Annotated in this window: 17 protein-coding genes and 1 pseudogene; 9 read left to right on the top strand and 9 right to left on the bottom strand. The window is 71.6% G+C overall.

All coding sequences use genetic code 11. The features are described 5' to 3' along the window. Positions 1-129 precede the first annotated feature (129 nt). The gene (locus IE317_RS42875) at positions 130-1,602 is read right to left on the bottom strand and encodes an MSCRAMM family protein (RefSeq protein WP_191317092.1); all 1,473 of its coding nucleotides are present in this window, start codon (positions 1,600-1,602) and stop codon (positions 130-132) included. A gap of 316 nt (positions 1,603-1,918) precedes the next feature. Here IE317_RS42875 and IE317_RS42880 point away from each other — a divergent pair, with 316 nt between their 5' ends. Both IE317_RS42880 and IE317_RS42885 read left to right on the top strand, forming a co-directional pair. Beyond that, a complete protein-coding gene (locus tag IE317_RS42880; protein ID WP_191317093.1) occupies positions 1,919-2,752 on the top strand; it encodes a Bax inhibitor-1/YccA family protein in 834 nt (277 codons plus the stop codon). 193 nt (positions 2,753-2,945) lie between these two features. After that, entirely contained in the window at positions 2,946-3,638 is a 693-nt protein-coding gene (locus IE317_RS42885; RefSeq protein ID WP_191317105.1) for an LppU/SCO3897 family protein, read from the top strand. 54 nt (positions 3,639-3,692) lie between these two features. Here IE317_RS42885 and IE317_RS42890 read toward each other — a convergent pair whose 3' ends face one another. Together IE317_RS42890 and IE317_RS44985 are read right to left on the bottom strand one after the other, a co-directional pair. Further along, a complete protein-coding gene (locus tag IE317_RS42890) occupies positions 3,693-4,913 on the bottom strand; it encodes an acetyl-CoA C-acetyltransferase (protein WP_191317094.1) in 1,221 nt (406 codons plus the stop codon). 38 nt (positions 4,914-4,951) lie between these two features. Continuing rightward, positions 4,952-5,425, bottom strand: coding sequence for a hypothetical protein (locus tag IE317_RS44985; protein ID WP_229903226.1), 474 nt, complete (start codon positions 5,423-5,425; stop codon positions 4,952-4,954). 23 nt (positions 5,426-5,448) lie between these two features. Here IE317_RS44985 and IE317_RS44990 point away from each other — a divergent pair, with 23 nt between their 5' ends. From IE317_RS44990 to IE317_RS42920, 6 genes are all read left to right on the top strand, one after another. Continuing rightward, on the top strand, positions 5,449-5,970 hold the full coding sequence (locus IE317_RS44990; RefSeq protein WP_229903227.1) for a pentapeptide repeat-containing protein: 522 nt from the start codon (positions 5,449-5,451) through the stop codon (positions 5,968-5,970). 336 nt (positions 5,971-6,306) lie between these two features. Continuing rightward, on the top strand, positions 6,307-7,677 hold the full coding sequence (locus tag IE317_RS42900) for a cystathionine beta-synthase (RefSeq protein ID WP_191317095.1): 1,371 nt from the start codon (positions 6,307-6,309) through the stop codon (positions 7,675-7,677). Positions 7,678-7,803: 126 nt separating this feature from the next. Then, positions 7,804-9,381 carry a hypothetical protein gene (locus tag IE317_RS42905; RefSeq protein ID WP_229903228.1) on the top strand — a complete coding sequence of 526 codons (1,578 nt, stop codon included), beginning with the start codon at positions 7,804-7,806 and terminating at the stop codon, positions 9,379-9,381. A 403-nt stretch (positions 9,382-9,784) separates the two neighbouring features. Next, complete coding sequence (locus IE317_RS42910; protein WP_229903229.1) at positions 9,785-10,177, top strand: hypothetical protein; 393 nt, start codon at positions 9,785-9,787, stop codon at positions 10,175-10,177. Continuing rightward, positions 10,178-10,603 (top strand): hypothetical protein, encoded by a 426-nt coding sequence (locus IE317_RS42915; RefSeq protein WP_191317097.1) that lies wholly within the window; start codon positions 10,178-10,180, stop codon positions 10,601-10,603. Positions 10,604-10,653: 50 nt separating this feature from the next. Continuing rightward, entirely contained in the window at positions 10,654-11,811 is a 1,158-nt protein-coding gene (locus IE317_RS42920; protein WP_191317098.1) for a cystathionine gamma-synthase, read from the top strand. A 3-nt stretch (positions 11,812-11,814) separates the two neighbouring features. Here IE317_RS42920 and IE317_RS42925 read toward each other — a convergent pair whose 3' ends face one another. Both IE317_RS42925 and IE317_RS42930 read right to left on the bottom strand, forming a co-directional pair. Further along, complete coding sequence (locus IE317_RS42925) at positions 11,815-12,288, bottom strand: TIGR03618 family F420-dependent PPOX class oxidoreductase (RefSeq protein ID WP_191317099.1); 474 nt, start codon at positions 12,286-12,288, stop codon at positions 11,815-11,817. Positions 12,289-12,369: 81 nt separating this feature from the next. Next, entirely contained in the window at positions 12,370-12,642 is a 273-nt protein-coding gene (locus tag IE317_RS42930) for a hypothetical protein (protein ID WP_191317100.1), read from the bottom strand. A gap of 95 nt (positions 12,643-12,737) precedes the next feature. Between IE317_RS42930 and ilvA the strand changes: the two genes are divergently transcribed. Then, positions 12,738-13,940 carry a threonine ammonia-lyase gene (gene ilvA / locus IE317_RS42935; RefSeq protein WP_191317101.1) on the top strand — a complete coding sequence of 401 codons (1,203 nt, stop codon included), beginning with the start codon at positions 12,738-12,740 and terminating at the stop codon, positions 13,938-13,940. Here the strand turns inward: ilvA and IE317_RS42940 are convergent. From IE317_RS42940 to IE317_RS44995, 4 genes and pseudogenes are all read right to left on the bottom strand, one after another. After that, entirely contained in the window at positions 13,925-14,770 is an 846-nt protein-coding gene (locus IE317_RS42940) for a ferredoxin (RefSeq protein WP_191317102.1), read from the bottom strand. The genes ilvA and IE317_RS42940 overlap by 16 nt on opposite strands. Positions 14,771-14,796: 26 nt before the next feature. Further along, positions 14,797-15,219 (bottom strand): hypothetical protein, encoded by a 423-nt coding sequence (locus tag IE317_RS42945; protein ID WP_191317103.1) that lies wholly within the window; start codon positions 15,217-15,219, stop codon positions 14,797-14,799. A gap of 52 nt (positions 15,220-15,271) precedes the next feature. Beyond that, positions 15,272-15,709 (bottom strand): hypothetical protein, encoded by a 438-nt coding sequence (locus tag IE317_RS42950; RefSeq protein WP_191317104.1) that lies wholly within the window; start codon positions 15,707-15,709, stop codon positions 15,272-15,274. Further along, positions 15,696-17,619 (bottom strand): annotated as a pseudogene (locus IE317_RS44995) (hypothetical protein); the annotation flags it as partial. The gene IE317_RS42950 and the pseudogene IE317_RS44995, both read right to left, overlap by 14 nt.

Raw genomic sequence — 17,619 nt, forward strand, 5'->3', positions numbered from 1 at the left:
GTCGGCGCGGGCGGCGCCGGGGGCCCGCCGGGCGGCTCGTCGTCGGCGGCCGCCCAGCCGATGCCCCGGTGCCATTCTTCGACGAACCAGTCCTCGCCCCGCCAGTCGCCGCCGTGCTCCGCCACGCCGTTACCGCCGGGACGCCCGCCGCGCGGCGAACCCGATCAGGCCGGCCGCCAGCAGCACGAGCAGGCCGAACCCGGCCAAGCCCGGCACGGAGTAGCTCGTCTCGACGACGCCCTGCGCCCGCGCGACCGGCTGGTCGCCGGCCGGGATCGCGCGCGGGACTTCGTTCGGCTTGTTCGTCACGGTCAGCGCCAGCGTCTCGCCCGGTTTCACCGTCCCGCACGCCGACGGCGGGTTCTGCGGGTCGAAGGCGTTCGTGTAGCCCGGCGGCGGGCTCGCTTCGACGACGCAGATCTCCTGCGGGGCGCGGAGGTTCTCGACCGTCACGCCACCGGTCTTGCCGTCGGTGGTGACGACCGCGGGCTTGCCGTCGGCCCCGGTGAGCGGCTTGCCGTCCTGCCCCAGCGCCGGGGACGTCTTGTCCTTGCCGGTGATCCGCAGGACGGCCCCGCCGACGCCCGCGCCGGTGTTCGCGTCCGTCTTGGTCACCTGGACGGTGCCTGGCTTGGCGACGTTGACGACGCCCTGTGCGGTCAGTTCCTTCTCGCCGCCGGCGGAGACGATGCGCTGCTTACCGGTGTCGACCGGCAGCCGGACGTAGGGCCGGTCGGCCGGCGCGGTCAGCGAGGCCACCAGCTTCGGCTGGTCGCCGGTCGGCGTCAGCTTCACGCGCACGGTGCCGTCGGCGCCCGTCTTGAGCGTGACGTCCTTCGCGGCGGCCTGCGGGCTCGCGTTGCCCGCGGCGCTGTCCGCCTTCCCGTCGCCGAGCGTGGCGTCGGTCGCCGTCAGCTTCACCTGGACGTCCGGGACGCCCTTGCCTTGGGCGTTCTTCACCGTGGCGGTCCACTCGGCCGCTTCGCCGAGGTGCTGGTCGCCCTTGGGGGTGGTCACCGAAGCGGTCCACGGCCCGCGGTTGGCTTCGGCGTCCGCCTTCAGCCGCGCGACGGCGTCGGCCGCGGCCTCCAGGTGGTTCGTGGGGTCCTGCATGTACTGGAGGTGCCCATCCGCGTCGTAGGCGATCTTGTCGGCGGGCAGGTCCACGTTCTTGTCGGCCGGGGTGCGCGGCGCTGCGGTCCACGAGTGCAGGAGGTGCGCGAGCGCGATCGCCTCGTTCTGGTCCTTGGTGTCGCCGTAGCGCAGCAGCAGGTACGAGATGTTCGCGGCGTCCTCGGCGGGCAGCTTCGTGCCCCACTTCGTGAGCAGCTCGTCGCCGGGCTTGTACTGCTCGTCGGTGTTCGGTGCCTTGAGCATGAAGCTCACGCAGAACACCTGCTGTCCGCCGACGACGTACGAGCCCAGCCAGACCGTTTTATCCGGGCGGTTGTCCTGGCCCCCGACGTGGGCCCCGATGCCCTCCTGGACCGCGGCCGAAGCGGCGGGTGCGCCGGCGGTGGCGGAAAGGGTGCCTAGCAGGGCCGCGGCGACGAGACCGGTGAGCGCGCGAAGACCCGCGCGCGGGCGTGGTGACCACCCCATGTGTCAATGCTCCTTCGTTCGACGCACGGCATTGCCCGCCGTCTCTGCAGGTCACACGACTGATCAAGTCCCCGACGCGCGTTCGGTGAAGATTCGAGCACGCGAAGTGAGCGTTGCGTCAAGGAAGGAATGTGTGTACCGCTCTTCGGGTGGCTGTCGCCGAACGGTCGTGACGTCCGTCGCAGACCGTGTCGTCCGAGGCAGGCGGGCTGCCGTCGAGTAAAGTCGTCTTTACTCGACGGGAACCGCGTGCCCGCGGCGGTCGTTGAACTCGATGCAGCGATGATCCAAGAAGCAGCAGATCCAGGAGGATCAGGTGCGTTCCAGTAGCAACCCGGCGTTCCGCAACCTGCCCGGCGGCGGAACCCAGACTTACGGGCAGTACGGGCCCCCGGTGGGCTTCAACCAACCCCAGGGCGGCGTGCCCGGGTACGACCCGGGCCGGGCCACCGCCGGCGAGGGCGACCGCCCGATGACCGTCGACGACGTCGTCGTCAAGACGGGCATGTCCCTCGGCGTCGCGCTGCTCGTCGGGGTGGTCACCGGGATCTGGGCCCAGGTCCAGATCACGGAGACCGGCCGGATTTCCGGCGCGCTCCTCGGCGCGATGCTCGTCGGCCTGCTCGTCGGCCTCGTCATCTCGCTGGTCATCATCTTCCGCCAGAAGCCGAGCGGCGCCCTGACGCTGACGTACTCGGCGGCCGAAGGCCTGTTCCTCGGCGCGCTGAGCGGCGTGTTCGAGGCGATTTACCCCGGCATCGCGCTGCAGGCGATCATCGGCACCGCCGGGGTGTTCATCGGCATGCTGGTGGTCTACAAGACCGGCGCGGTCAAGGTGACGCCGAAGCTGACCAAGTGGATCGTCGGCGCCGTCGTCGGTGTCGCGATCCTGATGCTGTTCAACCTGATCAGCTCGCTCGTGTTCGGCTTCAACCCGCTGCGCGACGGCGGTCCGCTGGCCATCGTGTTCAGCCTCGTCTGCATCGGCATCGCGGCGTTCAGCTTCCTGCTCGACTTCGACCAGGCGGACCGGATGATCCGCGAGGGCATGCCGTCGAAGTGGGCCTGGTACACCGCGTTCGGCCTGATGACGACGCTGGTCTGGCTGTACCTCGAGATCCTCCGGTTGCTCTCGTACTTCCGCGAGTAACCTGGCTCACCGTTCCGCAGTGAAGGCGCTCCGTAACCGGCGGGGCGCCTTTTCTGTGGGTAATTCGTGCATTTGCGGACCCCGTTGCGGATGACGCTCACCCTGCGTGTTTGATGTGCCGGTCGGTTCTCATTTCACATGTGTGAGGTTCACAGTGAGCGTTCCCCCTCCGGCCCCCGGGGGCCAGCAGCCGGTGGGTCAGCCCGATCCTTACGGGCCGCCTCCGGGCGGCCAGCCGCAGCAGCCCTACGGCCAGCCGGGCCAGTACGGCACGCCGCCGCAGGGGCAGCCGGGCCCGTTCGGCCCGCCGCCCGGCCAGTTCCCGCCGGGTGCGGGCGGCTTCCCGCCCCCGCCGGCGCCGCCGAAGCGCTCGAAGGTCCCCGTGCTGATCCTCGGTGGCCTCGGTGCCCTCGTGGTGATCGCGCTGGTGATCGGCGGGATCTTCGCCTTCAAGGAATCGCCCGCGCGCGCGAACGCCGGGGACTGCCTCACCATCACCGAGTTCACCACCGGCGGCAAGGACCCGGTGAAGGCCGACTGCGCCGACCCGAAGGCGAACGTCAAGGTCGCCAAGAAGCTGGACACCGCCTCCGAGGCCTGCCCCGGCGGGTCGGACGCCGGCTACGACACCTACTCGGTTAGCGGCAGCAGCTCGTACAAGCTGTGCCTGATGATCAACGCGAAGCAGGGCGACTGCCTTTCGAACTTCAAGTCGAGGACGAAGGGCTACGAGAAGGTGCCCTGCTCCGACCCGACGAAGGACGCGGAGCTGGTGAAGGTCGTCGAAGGTCAGGCGACCGAAAGCGTCTGCGAGGGCACGGAAGCCACGAACGCCGCCGTCTACCCGGAGCCGGCGACGACGATGTGCGTCAAGGCCAGCGAATAGCGGTGCCACGCGAAGGCCCCCTCGCCACCGGCGAGGGGGCCTTCGCCGTACCGGTCAGGAAAGGCGTTCGATGATCAGCGCCATGCCCTGGCCACCGCCGACGCACATCGTCTCGAGGCCGAACTGCTTGTCGTGGTGCTGCAGGGAGTTGATCAGCGTCGAGGTGATCCGGGCGCCGGTCATGCCGAACGGGTGGCCCACCGCGATCGCGCCGCCGTTGACGTTCAGCCGGTCCAGGTCGATACCCAGGTCCCGGTAGGACGGGATGACCTGCGCGGCGAACGCCTCGTTGATCTCGACCAGGTCGATGTCGCCGATCGACAGCCCCGCGCGCGAGAGCGCCTGCTTCGACGCCTCGACCGGGCCGTAGCCCATGATCTCCGGCGAAAGGCCGGTGACGCCGGTGGAGACGATCCGCGCGAGCGGCGTCAGGCCCAGCTCACGCGCCTTCGTGTCGGACATGATCACCAGTGCCGCCGCGCCGTCGTTGAGCGCGCAGCAGTTGCCCGCGGTGACCCGGCCGTCCGGGCGGAACACCGGCTTCAGGCCGGAGACGCCCTCCAGCGTCACGCCGGCGCGCGGGCCGTCGTCCTTCGAGACGACCGTGCCGTCCGGCAGCGTCACCGGGGTGATGTCCTTCGCCCAGAAGCCGTCCGCGATCGCCTTCTCGGCGAGGTTCTGCGAGCGGACGCCGAACTCGTCCATCTCCTCGCGCGTGACGCCCTTCAGCCGCGCGAGGTTCTCCGCGGTCTGGCCCATCGCGATGTAGACGTCCGGGACGTTGCCCTCGGTGCGCGGGTCGGTCCAGGTGTCGGTGCCGGACTCGGCGGTCGCCTTGGTGCGCGCCTCGGCGTCGGCGAACAGCGGGTTGTGCGTGTCGGGCCAGGAGTCCGAGCTGCCCTTGCCGAACCGGGAGACGGTCTCGACGCCGGCCGAGATGAAGACGTCGCCCTCGCCGGCCTTGATCGCGTGGAACGCCATCCGGGTGGTCTGCAGGCTGGAGGAGCAGTACCGGGTGATCGTGCAGCCCGGCAGGTGGTCGTACCCCAGTTCGACGGCGACCGCGCGGCCCATGTTGAACCCGGACTCACCGCCCGGCAGGCCGCAGCCCAGCATCAGGTCGTCGATGTCGGCCGGGTCGAGCTGCGGCACCTTGTCCAGGGCCGCGCGGACCATCTGCACGGTCAGGTCGTCGGGTCGCATGCCGACCAGTGAGCCCTTGTTGGCGCGCCCGATCGGGGAGCGGGCGGTGGAGACGATGACGGCTTCGGGCATGGCGGACACATCCTCGTATCGGCGTGCTAAGCGGTTGCTCACATACTGCCGTCTTCGCCGCCCGGGTCAAAGCCGAACGCGACCTGCGCCACTAATGGCACCATCCACTTCGTGCCGGACGAACTCGAACGGGTGCTGCGGACCAGGACGATCGTGCTGTGGGGCGTCGGGCTGCTGGTGGTGGCCGGGATGGCCGCGGCGGTGCTGCTGATCCTGCTGGGCGGCGGCCGCCCGGAGGATTCGGCCCAGCTCGACGCGCTGAAGACCGCCGCCAGCATCGTCGTCGGCACCGGGGGCGCCGCCGCCCTGCTGCTCGCCGCGCGGCGGCAGCGATCGGCCGAGCTGGAGCTGGTGCAGAAGGACCACGACGCCACCGAGCGCCGGATCACCGAGATGTACGGCAAGGCCGCCGACCAGCTCGGCAGCGACAAGGCGCCGGTCCGGCTGGCCGGGCTGTACGCGCTGGAACGGCTCGCCGCCGGGCACCCGGAGCACCGGCAGACGATCGTCAACGTCTTCTGCGCCTACCCTGCGGATGCCCTTCGACCCCGAAGGGGACAAAGAGGAGCTGCAGGTCCGCAAGGCGGCGCAGCGCATCCTGCTGCTGCACCTGCGTCCCGGACGCGCGGAGCAGCCGAGCGGGGACTTCTGGCCGGACACCGACCTCGACTTCTCCGGGGCGACGCTGGTCGGGCTGACCCTCACGCACTGCACGATCCGGTCGATCACCTGCTACGGCGCGGAGTTCGTCGAACTGGCGTCGTTCCGCGGCACCGGATTCCGCACCAAAGCCGACTTCAACAAGGTGACTTTCCAGGACCGCGTCGATTTCCGCGGAACCGTTTTCGGTGGCGAGCGCGACAGTTTCAACGGCGCGAGCTTCGAGGGTCCGGCCGATTTCGGCACGAAGTCCGCCGCGCGGCTCGCGGGTGCGCGGGCGAAGCGGGGGTTCCCGAGAACCTGGCCGCCCGGCTGGGAAGAACGGCCGGTCGCGGACGAGACCGACTGGGTGGAATTGACTCGAAAGGACGAACCGGGGCAACCGGCGGCCCGATAGGATCGTCCCACCCGAGAGAGAAGTCGCCATTCCGCACGGGAGGTGAACCGGCGATGATGATGATCCGGATGGCTTGCTGGACGCCGTTGTCCTTCCGGACCGGCTCGGCGGTCGACGCCGGGCGGAACCTCCGGGACGGGATGACGGCTCAACGTGCGGCGGCTCTCGGGCCGGCACCGGGGTGGACGAGCGGCTTGGTGGCCGCCTGAGGTCCCCGCCGGGCGGCCCGGAACCCGCGCCCGCTGCCCGGCATCGCCGACGCGCACCCGGAGTTCGCCCGGGGTCCGGCCCCGCTGAGTGGACAACGCCACCGGTGGGCCGTTTAGGCTGGCGGTCGTGGAGTACGCAGAGCACATCGCAGACCTCGTGGGCAACACCCCGCTGGTCAAGCTGAACTCGTTGACCAAGGGGCTCAAGCCGCTCGTGCTGGCCAAGGTCGAGTACCTGAACCCGGGTGGCTCGGTCAAGGACCGGATCGCGCTGCGCATGATCGAGGCCGCCGAAGCCTCCGGTGAGCTGCGCCCGGGCGGCACGATCGTGGAGCCGACGTCCGGCAACACCGGCGTCGGGCTCGCCATGGTCGCCCAGCGCAAGGGCTACCAGTGCGTCTTCGTCTGCCCGGACAAGGTCAGCGAAGACAAGCGCAACGTGCTCAAGGCATACGGCGCCCGGGTCGTGGTGTGCCCGACGGCGGTCGCGCCCGAGCACCCGGACTCCTACTACAACGTCTCCGACCGCCTGGTCCGCGAGATCGACGGCGCCTGGAAGCCCAACCAGTACGCCAACCCGCAGAACCCGGAGAGCCACTACCTCTCCACCGGCCCGGAGCTGTGGAAGCAGACCGACGGCAAGATCACGCACTTCGTCGCGGGTGTCGGCACCGGCGGCACCATCTCCGGCACCGGCAAGTACCTCAAGGAGGTCAGCGACGGCGCCGTGCAGGTGGTCGGCGCCGACCCCGAGGGTTCGGTCTACTCCGGCGGCAGCGGGCGGCCGTACCTGGTCGAAGGCGTCGGCGAGGACTTCTGGCCGGACACCTACGACCGGACCATCGCCGACGAGATCATCCCGGTCTCCGACGCCGACTCCTTCCAGGTCACCCGGCGCCTCGCGCTGGAGGAGGGCCTGCTGGTCGGCGGGTCCTGCGGCATGGCCGTCGCCGCCGCGCTGAAGCTCGCCGAGCGGCTGACCGAGGACGACGTCGTGGTCGTGCTGCTGCCCGACGGCGGCCGCGGCTACCTGACGAAGGTGTTCAACGACACGTGGATGTCCTCCTACGGCTTCCTCCCGCCCGACTCGTCCGGTGCCACGGTCGCCGACGTGCTCACGAAGAAGAGCGGGCAGCTGCCGGCGCTGGTGCACTCGCACCCGAACGAGACCGTCGCCGAGGCCATCGCGATCCTGTCGGAGTTCGACGTCAGCCAGATGCCCGTGGTCAGCGCGGAACCGCCGGTGATGGCCGCCGAGGTCGTCGGCGCGGTCAACGAGCGTGACCTGCTCGACGCGCTGTTCACCGGTAAGGCGCAGCTGGCCGACCGGCTCGAGCAGCACATGTCCCCGCCGCTGCCGACGATCGGCGGCGGCGAGCAGGTCGGTGCCGCGATGACGGCGCTCGAGGGCGCCGACGGGGCGCTCGTGCTGATCGACGGGAAGCCCGCCGGGGTCGTCACCCGGCACGACCTCCTTGGCTTCCTCGCCGGTCGCTGACCGGGCCGGAAGGAAGTTTCATCGGCGGACCCGGCAGGGGCGTTACGAGCGCCCTGCCGGGTGATCCGATAGCGTGGGCGCAAATAGAACACTTTCGCGTCCTCGTCAAGGGGGTTCAAGACCCACATGAGTGCACCGCAGCCACCGAACCAGCCGTGGGGTGGCGGCCAGCCACCTCAGGGCCCGCCGAGTGGCCCCCAGCCGCAGCAGGACAACCCGTTCGGCAGCCCGGAGCCGACCCAGGTGGTGCAGCCCGGCCAGCAGGGTGGTTCCCCGTTCGGGGAGACGCCGGAGCCGACCCAGGTCGTCCAGCCGGCCCAGCCGGGTGACGGCGGGGCGGGCGCGACCCAGGCGATGCCGCCGGTCGACGCGAACGCGACCCAGGTGGTGAACCCGGCCGGCGGCGGTGACGCTCCGGTCGCGGACTCGACGCAGCTGGTGCCCCCGGGCTCCCAGCCGCCCGCCATTCCGTACACCCCGCCGCCGAGCGCGGCCGACAACCCGGCCGCGGCCTTCGGTCAGCAGCCCGGCGGGTACGGCCAGCAGCCGGGCGGGTTCGGGCAGCAGCCCGGTGGCTTCGGCCAGCAGCCGGGCTTCGGCCAGCCGGGCCAGCCGCCGCAGGGGTTCGGCGCCCCCGGGTTCGGTGGCCCGCAGCAGCCCGGTTTCGGCGGACCGCAGCAGCCGTTCGGCGGCCCGTCCGCCGGGGGCAACGGCCTCTTCGGCTACATCGCCGGTGGCCTCGTCGCCCTGCTGGCGCTGATCACGCTGATCATCTCGTTCGGCTACATGAGTGACGCGAGCGACTATTCGTCGTTCTTCGACGGCGCGCCCGACCAGGCGGCGATCGACCGCCTGCTGGACTCGGCCGGGCTCATCGGGCCGGGCCTGGTCTGGTTCTACGTCATCATGATCCTGCTGGGCTCGCTGATCTCGCTGGCCGGCGGGATCGGGCTGGCGCTGGTGGGCAAGCTGGGCGGGATCCGCAAGTTCGTCCCGATCGCGGTCGTCGCGGGTGGCGCGGTGCTCACGCTGTTCGCCCTGCTGCTCAAGATCGGGATGACGCCGAACGCCGCGACGCTCCAGCGGGCGTCCTCGTCCGAGCGGGACACGTTCGGCCTCGGCCTCCCGCCGCTGATCTTCGGCATCGTCATCCTCGTCGTCGGTGTCCTCGGGCTCATCCCGGCGACCCGGCAGTTCGTCGGCCTCGGCGACGGCGGTGCCGCGCCGGGCGGGCCGCAGGGCTTCGGCGGACCGCCCCCGGGCTTCGGTGGCCCGCAGCAGCAGTCGGGCGGCTTCGGCCAGCCGGGTGGGTTCGGCCAGCCGGGTGGGTTCGGCCAGCAGCAGCCGGGCGGCTACGGCCAGCCGGGTCAGCACGGCCAGCCGGGCCAGCCTGGCCAGCCGCCGCAGGGCTACGGCCAGCCGGGCGGCGGTTACGGCCAGCCGGGCGGCCCCAACCCGTCCAGCGGCGGGTTCCCTCAGCCGTCGAGCGGGGGCTTCCCGCAGCCGGGTCAGCCGGGCGGGTACGGCCAGCCGGGCCAGCCCGGTGGCTATGGCCAGCCGGGTCAGCACGGCCAGCACGGTCAGCCGGGTCAGCCTGGCCAGCCGCCGCAGGGCTGGGGCCAGCCGCCGGGGCAGCAGGGCCCGCCGAGCGGCGGGTTCGGCCAGCCGGGCCAGCCCGGTCAGCCGCCCCAGCAGCAGTGGTGAGCTAGCACGAGCACGCCGTGCCCCGGAGCCGAACCGGCTCCGGGGCACGCCGCTTTCCGGCCCCGAAATTGTCCGAAAAGGACAACGGGCGAGTAGCACCACCGCCCGTAATCGTGTGACAGCATTTCTGCCACTACCGCACGGAAATGATCTTGGGTTCCGCCGTCCGGCCGAATTCCGTTCTCATTCCGGACTGATTCCCCCGATTCCGACTAGGGTGAGCGCCGTCGTCCAGCGCTCGGCTGATGGGGGAGAAGTGACCGGTCCGCACCGATACCCGGTGTCGCATTCGCATTCGTATTCATCGGCTCGGCCATCCGGAGTAACGGCGGTCCTCGCCGGCGTGCTCGGTTTTCCGGCCGCGATCGCCGCGGGATATGTACCGGTCAAGACGTTTCTCGACATGCCGGCCGAATTCAGCCTCGGCGCGCTGCCCGCCTGGGTGCTGGTGGACCTCGCCGCCTACGTCGTCGCCGGGCTGGTGCTGCTCCTCGGCTCGCTGGCGACGCTCTTCCGCGCGACGGCGGGAGCGGTCCTGCTCGGCCTGGGCGCGCTGCTGGCCATCGGAGCGCTGCTCACCGAGCCGATGTCGGTCGGGGTACCCCTGGCCCGCTTCGTCGACGCGATGTTCACGCACGGCGGCTTCGCGATGGCCGACCGCGTCGGCCTGGCCGCGCTGGCGGTGCTCGTGCTGGTGCTGGCGTTCCTGCCCCCGACGTTCCGCTACCTGCGTTACCGCACGTCGGTGGTCCCGGTGCTGTCCGGCCAGGGCGCCTACTCGTCCCGGAGCTGGTGAGTGGCGGTCCTGGCCCCGCCCCGCGCGGGACCGGCGGTCGCCGCCGGCGTGCTCGCCGTGCTCGGCGGGCTGTGGTTCCTGCTGGGCATCTTCTGGGCGACCCTCGTCCTCGGATACGACCAGGCGGACTTCCTGATCCCCGGCCAGATCGCGGACGCGGTCGTCGGCTTGCTGCTCCTGCTCGGCGGGGTGTCGTTGCTCGCGCGGGCGGCCGCGGGCCGGGTGGTGTGCCTGGTCGCGGAGGTCCTCGCGCTGGTCGCGCCGATCGTCGACCTGGTGCTCCGCTCCCAGCGCATCGCGTTCTTCGTCGGCGGCCCCACGGGGATCGATGCGCCGGTCCTGCGCTCGATCGTCATCGCGGCGCCGTTCGTGGCCCTGCTGGTGCTCGCGGCCCTGCCGGCCACCCGCGGCTGGACCCGGCGCTGAGACCTGTCCCACCTGACGGGAATGTCGGAGGCGGCCCGTACGCTGAACCGATGGTGGACGACTACTCCGAACTCGGCTTCGAGACCCGCGCGATCCACGCTGGTCAGAAGCCCGACCCCCGCACCGGCGCGGTGATCGTGCCGATCTACCAGACCTCGACCTACGCGCAGGACGGCGTGGGCGGGACCCGCGAGGGCGACTACGAGTACTCGCGCACCGCGAACCCGACCCGGTCGGCGCTGGAGGAGGCGCTGGCCTCGCTGGAAGGCGGCCGGCACGCGCTGGCCTTCGCCTCCGGCATGGCCGCCTCCGACGTGGTGCTGCGCAGTACCCTCCGCCCCGGCGACCACCTCGTGCTCGGCAACGACGCCTACGGTGGCACGTTCCGCCTGATCGACAAGGTGCTCAGCCTGTGGGGCGTCGAGCACACCGTCGCCGACCTGGCGAACCTCGACGAGGTGCGGGCCGCGATCCGGCCCGAGACCAAGCTGATCTGGTGCGAGTCGCCGACCAACCCGATGCTCGGCATCGCGGACATCGCGGCGCTGGCCGGGGTCGCCCACGACGCCGGCGCCCGCTTGGTGGTCGACAACACCTTCGCGACGCCGTACCTGCAGAACCCGCTGGCGCTGGGCGCGGACATCGTCCTGCACTCGACGACCAAGTACCTCGGCGGCCACTCCGACGTCGTCGGCGGCGCGATCATCACGAACGAAGACGAGCTGCGCGAGCAGTTCTTCTACCTGCGCAACGCCGCGGGCGCGGTGCCCGGGCCGTTCGACGCCTGGCTGACCCTGCGCGGCATCAAGACCCTCGCCCTGCGCATGGAGCGGCACAGCGACAACGCCGAAAAGATCGTCCAGGCGCTGGTCCAGCACCCCAAGGTGGCGAAGGTCTACTACCCGGGCCTGCCGGAGCACCCGGGCCACGAGACGGCGGCGAAGCAGATGCGCCGCTTCGGCGGGATGGTGTCGTTCAGCCACGTGGACGGCGAGCAGGCCGCGCTCGAGGTGGCTTCGCGCACGAAGCTGTTCATCCTCGCCGAGTCGCTCGGCGGCATCGAGTCGCTGATCGAGCACCCGGGCAAGATGACCCACGCCAGCACGGCGGGTTCGACCCTCCAGGTCCCGGCCGACCTGCTGCGCCTCTCGGTCGGCATCGAGGACGGCCGCGACCTGGTGGCCGACCTCCTGGCCGCCCTCGGCTGATCTTCAGCGCACGTCGAGACCGCCGCCGTAGAGCCGCTCCACCCGGAGCGTGATCACCAGGCGGCGGTCTTCGACCATGTTCCGCAGGAACGCCGCTTCGTCGCCGGGGTCGGTGAACGGCGCCTGCATGGCGAGCAGGGCCCGGCCGGTCTCGTCGCCGGGCACCGAACTGACCGGCGACACCTCGGCCACGCCCTCCGCGACGGCGAAGGCCAGGTGGTCGTCGCTGCCGACGTAGAGCGCCGCGTGCGGGTCGCGGGCGATCTGCCGGATCTTCGCGCGGCCCGCCGCGGACCCGATCCGCACCACACGCTCGTCCGGGTCCCAGGTGTAGGCGACCGTCGACAGGTGCGGGAAGCCGCCACGGTTGATCGTGGCCAGTGCGCCCAGGCTGTGGGCAGCCAGCAGCCGGCTCGACGCTTCTTCGGTGGGGTTGGCGGGTCCGGGGCCGCGGCCCGGCTCGTAAGCAGTGGTCACCCGATGATCATCGGGAACGGGAGCGCTCCGCGGAAGAAGGCACTTTCGTGTTCCCCGGGCACACGGGGGTAACCCGCCTGGTCAGGGGTTGTAGTTGCCGTGCACGACGCCGCCGGCCGGCTGCGTGCCGGTGGCCGGGAGCTTCGCGCCGTCGACGCAGCCGCCGACCAGCTCGACGTGGCTGTCGTGGCGGATGTACTGGGCCGGGGCGCCGCACGAGGCGCTGTCCACGGTGAAGAACGCAGCTCCCGTCAGCGCGGCCGCCGAGGCGACCCCGAGCACGAGCGGGAGCAGGCCTGCGGAACGGGTGGCGCGAGCCCGCCGGGCCGTGTCCGCGTCGTTCCCCGCTGCCATGGTTGCTCCTTGTTCACCGCGTGTTGACGCGACCCAGGGTACCCGGCTCCCGGTCCGGTCAACCTGTGGAGTTCCTGAGTGGCATAGTCCGGCGCATGGAACTCGTCACCCTCGAGCGGATCCAGGCCGCCCGGGAACTCTTAAAGGGAGTGACCCGGGTGACGCCGATGGAGCACGCGCGCGACCTGCGCCGGCTCCACGGCGGTCCGGTGCACCTGAAGTGCGAAAACCTGCAGCGGACGGGGTCGTTCAAGATCCGCGGCGCCTACACGCGCATCCACGGCCTGACCGAGGCCGAACGCGAGCGGGGCGTCGTCGCGGCCAGCGCCGGCAACCACGCGCAGGGCGTCGCGCTGGCGTCGTCGCTGCTCGGCGCCAAGTCGACCGTCTTCATGCCGCTGCGCGCTCCGCTGCCGAAGCTGGCCGCCACCCGCGGCTACGGCGCCGACGTCCACCTGCACGGCGCCCTCCTGGAGGAGACGCTCCGCGCCGCGATCGACTTCGGCGAGCGGACGGGGGCGGTGTTCATCCACCCCTTCGACCACCCGGACGTCATCGCCGGCCAGGGCACGGTGGGCCTGGAGATCCTCGAGCAGGTGCCGGGTGTGAAGACCATCCTGGTCGCCACCGGCGGCGGTGGCCTGGTCGGCGGGGTCGCGTCGGCGGTGAAGGCGCTGCGCCCGGACGTCCGGGTCGTCGGCGTCCAGGCCGAGGAGGCCGCGGCGTACCCGCCGTCGCTGGCCGCGGGCGCGCCGGTGCGGCTGAGCACGACCTCGACCATGGCCGACGGGATCGCGGTCGGCGAACCCGGCCCGGTCAGCTTCGCCCACGTCGAGTCGCTGGTCGACGACGTCGTGACGGTGTCCGAGCAGTTCCTCTCCCGCGCCGTGCTGCTCTGCCTGGAGCGGCGGAAGCTGGTGGTCGAGCCGGCCGGCGCGGCGACGGTCGCCGCGCTGCTGCAGCACCCCGGGATCTTCGAGCCCCCGGTGGTGGCCGTCCTCTCCGGCGGCAACGTCGACCCGCTGCTCCTGCTGCAGATCATCCAGCACGGCATGACGGCGGGCGGCCGCTACCTGCACCTGCGGCTGCGGGTCCCGGACCGGCCCGGTTCGCTGGTCGGCGTGCTGTCGTGCGTCAGCGAGCTGGGCGCGAACGTGCTCGACGTCGAGCATTCGCGCATCTCCGGCAGCCTCGACCTCGGCGAGGCCGACGTCGTGCTGGCGCTGGAGACCCGCGGTCCCGAGCACTGCAAAGAGGTCGAGGTCGCGCTGAGCAACGCGGGCTACACCGTGGTTTGAGGGCGCTCTCCCGTGATCGCCGCCAGGGCCAGGTCCTTGGCGGGCTCGGGGACCTCCGACGGCGCGGTGAAGCGGCGGGCCCGGATGTGGGCGACCAGGTCCGGGTCCGGCGGCACCCCGTGCTCGCGCAGGTAGTACGCCACCGCGCCGGGCCACGCCCAGGTGCCGTCGGTGCGGAAGTTCATCGGCACCGCGTCCACGCGGTCCGGCGCGAACGCGTCCGGGCCGTTGCTGCGCGAGGCCAGGATGACCGGCGCCGCGTCGAGGTAGGCGAGCACCCGCTCGGCTTCCGCCGGGAGCAGCGGCGCGCGCCGGATCAGCGGCTTGCCCGCCGCGTCCAGGCCGTCGTGGATCCGCGGGGTGCGCACCTCGCCGTCGGCGGGCGGCGGGGTCAGCCCGGCGCGCTCGCGCAGCCAGGCCGGGATGTGCTCGTCGGCGCGCGGGAAGAACCGCAGCTCGTCCTGGAACCCGATCGGGGGCGGCTGCTGCCGGAACGGCGGCTCGAGGTCGGGCCGCACGAAGTCGGCGTCGGGCGGCTGCGCCGGCTCGAACACGAGGATCGCGCCCAGCCACGTGCCGACGCCGGGCCGGTACATGCCCGACCGCAGCACCCCGAGCAGCCGGACCGCCTCCGGGTGCGGCTGCGCGGGCCGGGGCACGCCGTCCGGCCCGGTCACCAGCAGGTCGGTTTCGACGTGCCGTCCGGCAGCGCGGTACTCGATCCGCAGCTGCCGCCACCCGGGCGGCAGCGGCGACGTCAGCACCGCCCCGATCCGGCGGACGAGCTCCTGCTGCTGGTCCGGGCGCAGCGGCCCCGGCGGCTGGCTCACGGTTCATCCCCTCCGGTCGGGCCGGCTCACGAAGGCAGCTTCGCCCGGAACCAGTCCGGCATGTTTTCCGGCGTGCGCGGGAAGCGCTCTTGGTCCAGGGCGTACTCGTCCGGCGCCGGCGGTGTCTGGAACGGCGGCTCGTTGTCCCGGTTGAAGTGCACGCGGTACCGGTCGGGCCGGTCGATCACCATGTCCATCGAGTACCACGTGCCGAGGCCATCGGCGTACATCCCGCGTCGCAGCTTCGAAAGTGGCTTCGACAGTTCCCGCGGCACCGGCACCTGCTGGTGGGTGTCGTTGTCCAGTGTCGCACCCAAGCCGACGCCGGCGCGCTTGCCGATGGACATGAATTCGAAGGTCAGCCGTTCCCAGTTCGGCGGCGCCGCGTTCATGAGCGTTTTCGCGATCTCGCCGAGGATCTCGCTTTGCTCGATGGGGCTCAGCGTCATACTGTCCGGTCCTCCGTTTTGCTCACCGGTGCGAAGTTTCTTCGATCCGACCTTAGTCTTCCGGGGCAGGTGCCATGGCCGCCGCGTCGGCGAGCGCCCGGCGCAGCCAGTCCGGAATCCGGTCGTCCGCGCGCGGGAACGCGGCGAGGTCGCGCGCGAACGCCGCCGGGGGAAGTTCCGGGAACCACCGCGGGTCCTGGTCGTAGTTGAACGTGGCCTCCGGCTCTTCACCCGCGCGCAGCAGGAAAGCCGCGGAGAACCAGGTGCCGCGCCCCGGCTGGTACATCGCTTCACGCAACGCAGCGAGCAGGTTCGTCACCGCGGGCGGCGCGACTTCGGGCGAGCTGCCGTCGGCCATGACGACCGTCAGCTCGGTCTGGTACGCGACGACCGTCGCCCAGACCCGGAACGTCACGCGCCGCCACTTCGGCGGCAGCACCCGCTCGACGGCATCGAAGATCGCCGGGATCAGCTCATCAGGGCTCGCCATAGCGCCTCACTGTCGCGTTGGGATCGATCTTCTCCGGCACGTTGACGAACACCCGCTCGTAGACCCGGGAAACCCGTTCACCCGTCTCCGGGTCGACCTCGGTGACCCGCCACCGCATGACGTCCTCTTCGGACAGACCGTCGGCCCGCCGGGGCGTGTGCACCTGCAGCAGCTCGACCACCCGGTCGGGCGGGTTGTGGTAGGCGGCGAGCTGTTCCTCTTGGCGTCGCCAGGTTTCGGCGGGTTCCCAGCCGTCCCGCGCGTGTCCGCTGTTGGAGGCGGCCATCTGCCCGTGCATGTTGCCGTATCCCGGCGCACCGCCGCCCTCGGTGGGGACGAGGTGGCCACCCGCCCACCGGACTTCGCCGTGCTCGGGGTGGTTCCGGTAGGCGTTCTGCCCTTCGTGCCCGGCCCGGCCCTGACCGCTGTACTTGCCGCCGGCGTCGCGGAAGTCCTCCTCCGACTTCCCGTACTCCGGTTGCGCGGTGGTGTCGACGGTCTGGCCACGGCTGTCCGTCTGGTAATCGAGCTTCTTCGACGGGTCGTTGAAGTTGTCGACGCGGTACTGGCAGTCGGGCAGCAGCGGGTAGTTGAAGTCCGGGTTCGCCGGAAGTTTGACGCCCTCCGGCGTCCGGCCGCCGCCGGGCGTCAACTCCACCCACTTGATCTTTCCCTCGGCGTCGGTGTAGAAGCGCGTCTCGGACGCGATGTCGCCGGCCCGCGTCCGGTTGACCACGTGGTATTCGGTGTTCGGCGTCAGCTCGACGCCGGCCAGCACGCGGGGGTGGGTCGGTACCGGCGTCGAGAAGTCGCCCGGCTCGGTGCGGTCCCGCCTGCGTGGGCCGGATTCGATCGTCTGTGGTGACTCGGGCGGCCGGTGGTACGGGTTGTCCGGCGAATCGTGCGGGTGTTCGCGTCCCGGCCGGTCGTAGTCGACGAACCTGTCGTCGTACGTCGGGTTGGAGCGAGGGACTTCGTGTGGGTCCCAGACGCTGCTGTCGAAGAGTTCTTCTTCGTCGTCGTCGGCGTGGGAGGGCGAGCCGTCCTCGTCGCCGTCACCGCGGTGGCGGGCGCTGTCGGCGTCGACGTCGTGCGGGTCGCCGTGGTGGGTGTCCGGCGCGAAGCCGTCTTCGCCGGCGCGGTGCACCGAGCCGTCCGGGTGGTGGGTGTTCCACTCGCCGTCCGGCGGGATGCGCGGCCGCATCCGGCCGTCCGGGCCGATTTCGTAGTCGGACGAGAAGACGCGGCCGTGCGAGTCGGTCCACGCCGGTCGCGTCGGGGCCATGACCTCGGTGTCGAGCTCGCGCGAGAGCCGGTGCGCGAAGTCGTTCGAGCTCGCGTCGCAGCCGATCAACCGGATCGGACGGCCGTCGTAGTCGCCGTTGCGGCGCAGAATGTCCGCGAACTCTTCGGGGGTGTACAGCCGGTCCCCGATCCGGGCGTGGCCATCCGGGGTGACGTGCACGTCGACGGTGTAGCGGCCGTCCGGGTCCGGGTGGACGCGGTGCGGCAGGTCGCCCATCTCCGGATCGCCGGCGTGGTAGGAGCTGCCCGACGGCGTGCTCTCGGCGTGCCGCGCGTTGACCTCGTCCGGACCGAGCGGCTCACCGTGGTGCGGGGAGCCGTCCGGGTCGTGGTGGGTGGGGCCGTCGTGGGGGCCGGTTTCGTGGGGGCGGTTCTCGTGCGGGCCGTTCCCGTGCGGGCCGTTCCCGTGGGGGCCCTTTTCGTGCGGGCCGTTTTCGCGTGGGCGGTTTCCGTGGGGACCGTTCTCGTGGGGGCGGTGGCCCGGGGCGCCGCCGTCGGGGCCGTGGGGTCCGCCGGGGCGGGTGCCCGGCGCGTGCGTGCCGGTCCGGGTGTCGGGACCGTGGGTCCCGGGCCCGAAGCCCCGGGCGGCGGGCGCCGGAGCGTCC

Source organism: Amycolatopsis bullii (genome assembly GCF_014654205.1).
Classification (GTDB): Bacteria; Actinomycetota; Actinomycetes; order Mycobacteriales; family Pseudonocardiaceae; genus Amycolatopsis; species Amycolatopsis plumensis.